The sequence below is a fragment of the Pedobacter sp. HMWF019 genome (assembly GCF_003061025.1).
Lineage (GTDB): Bacteria > Bacteroidota > Bacteroidia > Sphingobacteriales > Sphingobacteriaceae > Pedobacter.
This window is the reverse complement of sequence record NZ_QAIL01000170.1, coordinates 1-9664: the sequence shown is the minus strand read 5'-3', so window position 1 is coordinate 9664 and position 9664 is coordinate 1. Positions and strand designations below refer to the sequence as shown.

9 protein-coding genes are annotated in these 9664 nt (G+C 41.1%); all 9 read right to left on the bottom strand.

Features of this window, described 5'->3' with window-relative positions:
- Nucleotides 1-7: 7 nt before the first annotated feature.
- A complete protein-coding gene (locus DBR11_RS11070; RefSeq protein ID WP_108552569.1) occupies nucleotides 8-352 on the bottom strand; it encodes a helix-turn-helix domain-containing protein in 345 nt (114 codons plus the stop codon).
- 18 nt (nucleotides 353-370) lie between these two features.
- Nucleotides 371-2275, bottom strand: a complete 1905-nt coding sequence (locus tag DBR11_RS11065) for a nucleoside-diphosphate sugar epimerase/dehydratase (protein ID WP_108552567.1) — start codon at nucleotides 2273-2275, stop codon at nucleotides 371-373.
- A gap of 26 nt (nucleotides 2276-2301) precedes the next feature.
- Complete coding sequence (locus tag DBR11_RS11060; protein ID WP_108552565.1) at nucleotides 2302-3342, bottom strand: GNAT family N-acetyltransferase; 1041 nt, start codon at nucleotides 3340-3342, stop codon at nucleotides 2302-2304.
- Nucleotides 3339-3848, bottom strand: coding sequence for a GNAT family N-acetyltransferase (locus DBR11_RS11055; protein WP_108552562.1), 510 nt, complete (start codon nucleotides 3846-3848; stop codon nucleotides 3339-3341). The genes DBR11_RS11060 and DBR11_RS11055 overlap by 4 nt, the downstream gene beginning before the upstream one ends.
- Nucleotides 3845-4795: a hypothetical protein gene (locus DBR11_RS11050; RefSeq protein ID WP_233260718.1), complete on the bottom strand. Its 951-nt coding sequence runs from the start codon at nucleotides 4793-4795 to the stop codon at nucleotides 3845-3847. The genes DBR11_RS11055 and DBR11_RS11050 overlap by 4 nt, the downstream gene beginning before the upstream one ends.
- Before the next feature lie 36 nt (nucleotides 4796-4831).
- Nucleotides 4832-5635: a phytanoyl-CoA dioxygenase family protein gene (locus DBR11_RS11045; RefSeq protein ID WP_108552558.1), complete on the bottom strand. Its 804-nt coding sequence runs from the start codon at nucleotides 5633-5635 to the stop codon at nucleotides 4832-4834.
- Complete coding sequence (locus tag DBR11_RS11040; RefSeq protein WP_108552556.1) at nucleotides 5625-6710, bottom strand: GNAT family N-acetyltransferase; 1086 nt, start codon at nucleotides 6708-6710, stop codon at nucleotides 5625-5627. Before DBR11_RS11040 ends, DBR11_RS11045 begins: the two co-directional genes overlap by 11 nt.
- Nucleotides 6711-6722: 12 nt before the next feature.
- Entirely contained in the window at nucleotides 6723-7871 is a 1149-nt protein-coding gene (locus DBR11_RS11035; RefSeq protein WP_108552554.1) for a glycosyltransferase family 4 protein, read from the bottom strand.
- A gap of 76 nt (nucleotides 7872-7947) precedes the next feature.
- The gene (locus DBR11_RS11030; protein ID WP_108552571.1) at nucleotides 7948-9288 is read right to left on the bottom strand and encodes a polysaccharide lyase family 1 protein; all 1341 of its coding nucleotides are present in this window, start codon (nucleotides 9286-9288) and stop codon (nucleotides 7948-7950) included.
- Nucleotides 9289-9664: the final 376 nt, after the last annotated feature.

The window sequence follows — 9664 nt, the reverse complement described above, 5'->3', positions numbered from 1 at the left end:
TCTTTATTTAGATCTCTTGCTTTTTGATGAGCATACCCGTGTAGATTTCCAATAAATTAATATATTTATTCCTCCAGTATTCTGCCGAATTCACTTCTGTTCCGTTGACATATTCTGCAGCCTCCTTTGCATTAGTCGAATGATGGTGTAGTTCTTCGTATTTTTCCGGAAAATCATAAACAAAGTCGTGGTGAAGTAAATTCCCCAGTTTGGTAATGATTTCTATGCTCAAATGTTCCTGTTTAAACCAATTGTAGATTGATTTTCTGCTTACATTCAGTTTCCTTGAAAGTTCACTGATGTTCATCCTGTCTCTACGGATGATCAGTTCGATAATTTCCCCGTTGTGCATAAAAAAAAATTTATTTGATCACTCCTGATAAGCAATATCCAGTTGCTGGTAGGTTGAGTTATTACTGATAAAATCCGGAAGAATTTCCTTCATTTTCTTAACCATTTCGAAATCGTCATTAGAGCGAGCCAGATGTAATAAGTCGTCAATCATCCTATGTACATACAGGTATGGATAATTGGTCACTGCAGATATCTTGATCTTTTCGTGGTGCGTGGGCAATACCAGCTCTGTTTGATTTAAAAGTTCTTCATAGAGCTTCTCTCCTGGCCTTAAACCCGTAAACGTGATCTGTATATCTTCATGAGGAGTTAAGCCTGCCAGCTTGATCATATTGACCGCAAGGTCGAAAATCCGTATCGGCATGCCCATGTCAAAAATAAAGATTTCTCCGCCCACCCCCATTGCCGATGCCTCAAGCACGAGCTGCACAGCTTCAGGAATCGTCATGAAATATCGGGTAATGTCGGGATGAGTTACTGTAACCGGGCCGCCGGCCTGAATCTGAGATTTAAACCGGGGCACAACAGAACCATTGGATCCAAGTACATTACCAAACCTGGTGGTGATAAACCTTGTTCCATGCGCTGCCCTGTATTGCTGATCTTGTAAAGACTGGATGTAGATTTCTGCAATTCTTTTAGAAGCCCCCATAACATTGGTGGGTTTAACCGCTTTATCGGTAGAAATCATGACAAATTTTTCAACACCCGATTCAATGGAGAGATCCGCAAGATTTTTGGTGCCTTGTACATTGGTTAACAGTGCTTCAGAAGGATTAATCTCCATCATAGGAACATGTTTGAGTGCCGCCGCATGGAAAACCACCTGGGGTTTGTATACTTCAAAAATGTTCTTCATCCGGCTCTGGTTTTGAATATTCACCAGGAACATTTTACAACATCCCCAAGCTGACGATTTTTCAAGCTCCATCTGCAGTTCATGCAGGGGCGTTTCTGCCTGATCACAGAGCAAAACCTGTTCTGGATCGCATTTCAGTATCTGTCTGGAAATCTCGGACCCTATAGAACCTGCCGCGCCGGTAATCAATATCCTCTTACTTTTAAGCTGTTTACAAATGTTATACTGATCTAATAGTATAGCTTCCCGTTGTAAAAGATCTTCTATTTTAAGATCCGGGATCTGGCTCAGTTTAAGTTTACCTTTTAACCAATGGACAGAAGCAGGAACGGAAATAACCCGTATACCCAATTCCAGGCATTTTTCAATGATCCGTTTTCTTCCTTCCAGATTACTGGAGCCCTCCATGACAATCATTTTATCTGCAGCATATTGCTTTTTAAGCCAGGGAAGTGCACCAGAGGGGTAAACCCTTTTTTGTTCGATCTGTTTGTTCGCCTTATCCGGATCATCATCTACAAAGCCAAGGATATGGAAGTTCTTTTCAGAAGAAGAATCCAATCCTTGTTTGATGAGCAAGGCTAAAGGATCTGCGCCGCAGATCAGCACCATTTCCTTACCGGGCAATTGCATATCCTGCAAATGGTAAAACAACAGTTTTACACTGATGCGGAGCAAAGCCAGCATCGTAGTAGAAATGAAGAAATTGAGTAACAGCATGGTATCAAACCAGTTCCAGGTCCAGAAAGACACCAGGAAAAGATGGTAAATCAGTCCAAAGATCAAACCTGTAATCAGGACCGCTTTCATCACCCTGTAAATGTCTTCCAGATTAGAATAGCGGATAATCCCGGTATGGATCCGCATTCTGATAAAGACAATACCGGTAATCATGTTGTATAAAAACAGCCATAAGAAAGGTTCCAGGTTAAACCTGGTGCCAGGGCTTACATTTCTGATCATGGCTGCAGAGAGTAAAATACCAGCATTAACCATTACCTGGTCAATGAGCAGAATCAGCCACCTCGAGTAAATCCTCTCATAAGACAATATTTTTTTCATAGCCGGAATTTTATTGGTAAAATCTGTTAAACCCTTTGTAATTGACTGCGGTAGAGCGGAAAAAAATCAACATTTGATTCCGGATCTATGTCCATTTGTACAAGCAACGCATCGTATGTAGCCTGATCAGCTATATAACGCCAGCTGTAGTAGTCGAAGGTCACTTTTGAAAAATGGCTCTTCCACTCAAAAAGCGAATCCTTTTTAAAGCCAAGGCCTCCGCCTAGATTATAATACTTAACCCCCTGGGCTCGACCTAAAAGGGTAATTTCATGAGTAAGCAATTTTGCTGGGGAATCATGCAAAAATTCCTTTCTTGTGCCCAGTAAATGCGCTTGCATAATTTGATTTTTAGATACAATAGTGGCTCCGCAGACTGGCAAATCAGTTTCATCATAAACAAATAAAAGCCGGGCATCATATTCCTCACACCTCAAAAGACGTTTAAAATATTTCTGATCAAACATATAACAATCAGAAGCATCCAAACGCATCATATTGGCGGTATAAATTGCGGTAAAGGTTTCAATATCTTCCTCTGTTGTGGCCTCCTTTACATAAAAACCACGTTGTTTCAGCTGTCTGATCTTGCGGCCAACCCTATCCTGATACTGGCATTCCTGTACACACAAAGGTACTGTCAGGTCTATAGCAACGACTTGGCCGTTTTCCCATACACCACCAAATTTGCTCAGTAAAGCGTTCTGATTAAAAAAAGGATGTAGGCGTGAAAACACAGAGATGATTTGCTCTTCCTTTAAAAACACAAGAAATGCATCCCTGAAGGAGACCATTAATTCTTCAGAAAGATCTGTAAAAGGCCTATTTGAAATTGGACCACAATAGCCGTAAACGGAGGTCAAATCGTAATAATCTGTTTCAGGAATCCTTCTTTTCACAAAAGGGAAAGCAATGAAATCTTCACCGCTATCCTCAATAAATAATAGCGGAATACCCGTGTGCTCCAACGCATGGTAATTCCAGGAATGATAAAAATCACAATTTACAGATCTCTGCACGTAAGAGATCCATTCCTCCTTTTGAGACAGTGTAATAATTTGTTTCATAGTATTTGATTTAAATGCTGACGAGTATAGGTGTTCCTGCTGATGCTCATCCTGTTAAAAGAAGAAGCATGTCCCACTGTGTTAAAACCCCAGGATGTATAAATCCTAATGGCGGCTACGTTGTCTTTGTTGACTTCCAGGTCCACCCTTTCCAAACCAAGCTCATAAAATGCATAATCGAGCAAAAGGTGGGTCGCCTCTTTTCCAATCCCCTTTCCCCAGCAGGAAATTTCCCCGATGAACAGGTGGAAAATGGCTTTTTCACCATCCACCTCCAATAGTTGTATGTTTCCGATATACGCACCAGTATCCTTCAGGCAGATGGCATATCTTTTTTGATCTTGTTGCTTCAGTGTGGATAAAAGCCATTCTTGCTCCATTTCCAGTGTAATCTGACCAGAAGGATTAAATTTCGTGTATTTCCATATTTCCGGATCATTTCTCCAGTGAAAAGAAGTCTCTGCATCTTCCAACACCAATGGACGGAGGAAAATATCTGGTTTCATAAAAGGTGTTTTAATACATTTAAAAGGCGTTTCATATCACTGTGAGTATACCGGTGGTCTATGGGTAGGCAGATCATATGTGCGGCCAGATAGTTCTCATACATCTTTTTTGTAGTCCATTCAAATACGTTTGGCCAATAAGTAGCGATATAGATTCGTTTTTCGAGAAGTTTCTTCCTGATCTCTGTTGAGGCATGTAGTAAAGGGTAAACCATAGGTCCGTTAACAGTAGAAGCGTCAAATGCATAAGCATTGTGGTTTACCAGGAAATCATGCAGGTACATGAAATTTGAGTTTCTTCTATATTTACAGTCTTTGTAGTCTATGCCTGATAAAAGTGCTCTGCTGAGCGAGGACATTTTTCGGATTGGAAGATTGGACAAGTCCATATTATTCTTTACATAATCTTCATAACCACTTTCAATACCGGTTTCTATGCTCTTGACCAAATGAGAAAAACGGTTTAAAGAAATGTCTTTTTCTATCTTGAGCCTGACCTCACTGTTGAGGCTTAAATAAGCACCATCAGGAACCCCGAAAAACTTTCTGCAGGAGTAAAAGGTATCTACATTTTCTGTTGGTTCAGAAAAAAATGCCTGCGAATTGTCTGCAATCAGGTTCGGAAATTTAGTACTCAAGGCTTTGATCGTTTCCTGCTTTAGTCCAAAATAATTGGTGTACAACAGGCATTCTGTTGGCCCAACTTCAAAATCGACAACAGGCTCCATTTGGTCGTTTATGGTATAGAACTGGTACTGGATCCCAAGCTTTCTGATGGGCTCCATAATCACCTCACAAGTATAATAAGGTAAATGGATCAGTGTATAGCCTTTCACTTTTAGGATGTACTCTAACGCATTCCTGCCTGTATTGAGTTTTAGCAGCAAGGGATAGAATTCGTGTCCTTTTGAAAGCTGTAACTCCAGATAGCCCCCAATTGATTTCATTTTACTTGAATATTCTTTTTGCATGGCTATGTTTTCCTATCCTTGTCCAGGTTGGTACATTCTTTTCTCCACAGGCTGATAGTATTCATAGAGGTCGGAAGGTATTCTGGAATTATACCCGAGGATTTGTTTCATATATGGGCTTAAATCTGCAGCCAGGTCATAGCCCATTAGCCTTGGATAATCCAGCTGTTGCTTAAAGAACGGACGGGTAAATGCCATGGTCAAAGCCCTTCTTGGCCGATCTGTTCTGTTGTTTCCGGCTGCATGCCATAAATTGGAATCAAACAAAACCAAGCTGCCTTTGTTAGCCACTGCCCGTTCGGCATGTGTATAAAATTCTTCCTCCCCTGGTTTAACATCCTGCAAATGGGATCCGGATAGAAAATAAGTCGCTCCATTCTCCAGTGTAAAATCATCAAGCAGCACCATCATTTGGATCATAACCTTAAATGGACCTGTAAAACTTCTGATGTCACGGTGAATGTTCTGCACATAAGGATGATTGTCTTTTATATTAATTACAGCACCCAGAGAATTCAGAATGTAATTGCCCTCCAGGAAATGCCGGATCTGTGCGTCACAGTATCCCCTGGCGAGAAAGTCGACCGATACATCGTTTCGTCCAACCAAATGGTGTAAGGTGCCCTTGGTTTGCTCACCAATTCCGTTGTCCAGCTGGATCTGGCGGCGAATTTCGTAGGCCTGTTCAAGATACATATTGATCTCATTCACAAAGTCTTCTTCCAATGCATCTTCAAAAACGATCCAGCCCAACTCTTTCATTTTTTCGTCGAACAGTACATTACTGGCCGAGGAATACATGTATTTATTGTTCATCACTATATAATTTTGAAACAGTTTCGGTTTTGGGCTGACGGTATAATGGAAAAAAAGTCGAACTATTGTTTAATCCTGCTCCTCTGTTTTTCACCAGTTCATCATAAAGTGGCTGGTTGTGGATATAGCACCAGATCCGGTCTTCAATCTGCTGGTCAGAAAAATAGCTTTTGAATTTAAACAGAGAGTCTTCCTTTCCTCCTACGCCTCCGCCCAGATGGAAAACTTTTTTATTCAGCTGTCTTCCTATCCGGCTGATTTCGTCGGTCAATAATTTACTCGGGGAATAAGACAGATAATCGGCTGCTGTTGCAGATAAATGATTTCTAATGATCTCTTTAGAGATCAGCACCAATGCCCCGCAGATCATGATCCGTCCGTCATAAATCAAAATCAGTTTATTTTCAAACTCAAGCGGGTCCAATAATTTATGAAAATAACTTTCCTCAAAATAATAATTACCTGAGGCCTTCAGCCGGTCCATATTCTGACGGTACATTTCCGTAAATTGCCTAATTTCCGAAAAACTAGAGGCATCTCTGATGGTGTAATTCATTTCCCGAAGTTTTCGGATTTGTCTGTAAAGACGTTTCTCATATCCCCTTATCTGTTTCTCCAGAGTTCTCTGAAGGTCCATATATATGGTTTTTCCATTCCCACACACACCACCTATACTGTTGAGCAAACAAGCTTGCTCAATAAAAGGGTGCAATCTAGAGAATACACAAATACAATTCTCCATCTCCATAAACTGAAGAAAAGCCCTTTTAAAATGATGGACACTATGGTTATCTAACCAGGAGAGCTCCTTGTTGGATATGGGACCCGCGTATCCATATACAGACGTGAGGTCAAAGTGAGTTGAATCCTCAATCTCCCTTTTGATCAAAGGCAGAGCAATAAATACAGAGCCTTCTTCATAAACAAAAAGCAGAGCTTCGCCGCTGGAATTCAACTGATGATACGCCCAGGAATGGTAAACATCATGCCTTAACGAACGAGCAATATAGCTATCCCACTCAACTTTTGAACGTACAGTAAAAAAGCGAAAAACCGCAGAAGTATTGATCAGCATAAGCCTATAATTTTAAGTTCCTTCCAGGATACCAAGCATTTGCTGGTTTACGACATGAACATCGAACTTCTCCCTCGCGTATTTCCTGCCATTCCATCCAAAGCGGAGCAGTTCAACCGGGTGCTCAATACAGTGCTGCATATGTGCAGTTAATTCTCTAACATTCTTTACCGGAACCAGGAAGCCATTGGCCTGTGTATGGTCTGGATGAATGGTTTCCCTGCAGCCAACGGAGTTGCAGGTGATTAATGTTCTTCCCATGGCCATGGCCTCCAGAAGACATCTGGGTACTCCTTCTCCGTAATACGAAGGCAGCACCACAACAGAAGATTGAGCTATATAAGTTCTTACATCTGTAACCAGCCCCATATACTCTATGGTGCCGTCCAGCTTAATTTTGCTATAGAGCTCCTGATCAATAGCGTCTATATTGTCTTCAAAAGGGCCAATCAACCGGAAAACAACGTTGGGGAATTTCTCTTTCAGAATCCGGGCAGACTGATAATACTCATTGATTCCCTTGGCATTAATCAGACGGGAAATCATTAAAAAACTGATCTGATCCAGGTTTGGTTTGGAATAGGTATAATGATCCAGGTCAACCCCTGAACCGTTTACAATATAGGCTTGATTTTTTTCTGTGATGACCCTTCTTTTTAATAAGGTTTGGTAATCATCTTTGTTTTGAAATATAATTTTGGTCCGCTCATTGGCCTTCATGCTAAATTTCAGAAGGATTCTGGTGATATTTTGCACCAGGGTAGTTTTTGATCTTGTTTCGGGGAAATTATAGCCCAGGCCAGTAAGCATGGGGGTAATTGATTTTACCCGGCAGAAGTTAGCCACCATTGCCCCGTAGATAACAGGTTTAAAGGTATAGGGGAAAAAGACATCTGGCCTGATGTTTCGGATCAGCCTGTACAGCTGATATATATATCCAAGATCTGACCATATGGACACATTACTGGCCTGCAGTGCGTTTTCATAAACCTGCACACCAAGTCTTGTAAGCGTGCTTCGAATCTGTTCCTGTTCTATTTTTGGTGTAAAGACCGCTACCTCATGGTTTAATGTCAGTTCTTCGATCAGTTTACCTCTGAAGTCCAGCAGGGAGCGCGGAGAGTCACAGGAAATCAGGATTTTCTTTCTTTTCTTTTCCATTGTACAAGAGAATAAAGACAGGCACGAAAGAATAATTTGCCCGGACATCCATCCGGGCAAATCAATATTTGTGGTATTACAAATTTAAAGTTGCGCCTGCACCCGCAGTAACTACTGCTGGCACATTTGCGGCCGGGATCAATGCAGATTTATATTCATAAGCCGGCACCCATGTAGATGCAGGTGTAGATACCATATCGGCACCACAGTTTTTGAATATATTTGTGCTTGCGCCACTGATATAACCAGGCTTAGCATTGTATTGTGTAAACAAGCCAATGTGCTGGTTCTCAAAATAATTGTTATCTACTCTTACAGTTGCTCCCATAGATGCTCCGATAGCATATCCGTCTCCATTTAACATATAATTATTGAAAACATGCATATATCCGAATCTGGTACCTGGTTGTCTCTCAGAAACATTGTAGAAATAGTTGTCATATACAGTTACCCTGAGATGGCCAATGTCATCTGTATTTTCGTCGCCAAAACCAATCAGCATAGGGATATGATTGTCATGGAGTCTATTCCACGAAAGACTCACATAATCTGCGCGTTTTCCAACATCCAATAAGCCATCATAGTAGTCCCATCCATGGTTTCTGTCGGAAGACAAATCGCAATGGTCTACCCAAACGTGATGCGCACCTTCTTTAATAATGATGTTAGAGTAAGACACTACATTTCTAATGGTCATGTTTTGAATGATAATGTTACTGGTTCCATAAACCATTAATCCTACACCTTCCAGACTGGAGCCCTTTACGCCCTGGATAGTTTTATTTGATTTCACATTCAGGAAGCCGGTACCGGTGATCTTACCGGAAACCTTGATCACCATCGGAGCACTGGATTCTACTGCCGTTTTAAGGGCGGCAAGTGTGGTCACTACAACAGTCTGCCCATTAACCCCTCCAGTGGTTGTGCCATCTACCATAGCATAGCCAATAATACCTGTAGGTGCTGGCGTTGTAATTGCCGGTGGTAATACTGGTGCTACTGTTCCGGCGGACGTCGTATAAGTATAGGTTCTGCCATTTGTTCTCGGGTCTGTATTGTCCGAACTGGAGAAATAAAGACTGGACGACCAGTGGCTGAAGCGCCCTTTACCCAAGGTCCTGATGTCTGCATGGGCACTGTGCGCAGGTCCCAATTCTTTGCCGTTCTCGAAAATCCGAACTGTAGAAGCTGTTGGATTTTGCGTGTTGTCACTCACCGCGCCAAGGTCATTGTATACCTTGTACGAGAAGCCGCCGTCACTGCTGGCTTTACTCACGTCGAGGGTTTTTGTTCCTGAAGAAGTAACCGCAGAAATTGTGGTGTCATTTGTACTTGGAGCGTTAAATGGTGCAGCCTCATCCGAACTTTTTTTACACTTACTAAAAGTTAGTACAACAAGAAGTAATAGAAAGCTCATGGGCAATCGATTTGGTAATTTGTTTTTTCTTTCCATTTGATTTTTTAAAGTATACAGTGGTAACGCAAATATGCGAAGCCATGTACACCTAAAAAACTAGTGGAAGTTTAAGGTTTTTATTATGGAAATGCCACATCTAACGGCATTCCTAACAGAGTTGTTCTGAGGTAATTAACTATTGTGCTAAAAAATAAAACCAATGGTATCTGAAATTTTGGACTTCAGGCAAATAAAATCACATAATTCCGGAGACGGATTCTTTAAAAGAAATTTCTTTACCAAAAAAATAGATGATTAATTCTAAAAATAAATTTAAATTACTTTGAAAAAGATGTATTTGCCTGCAAACCAGAGCTATCGCTACCCTCTGTTTTGT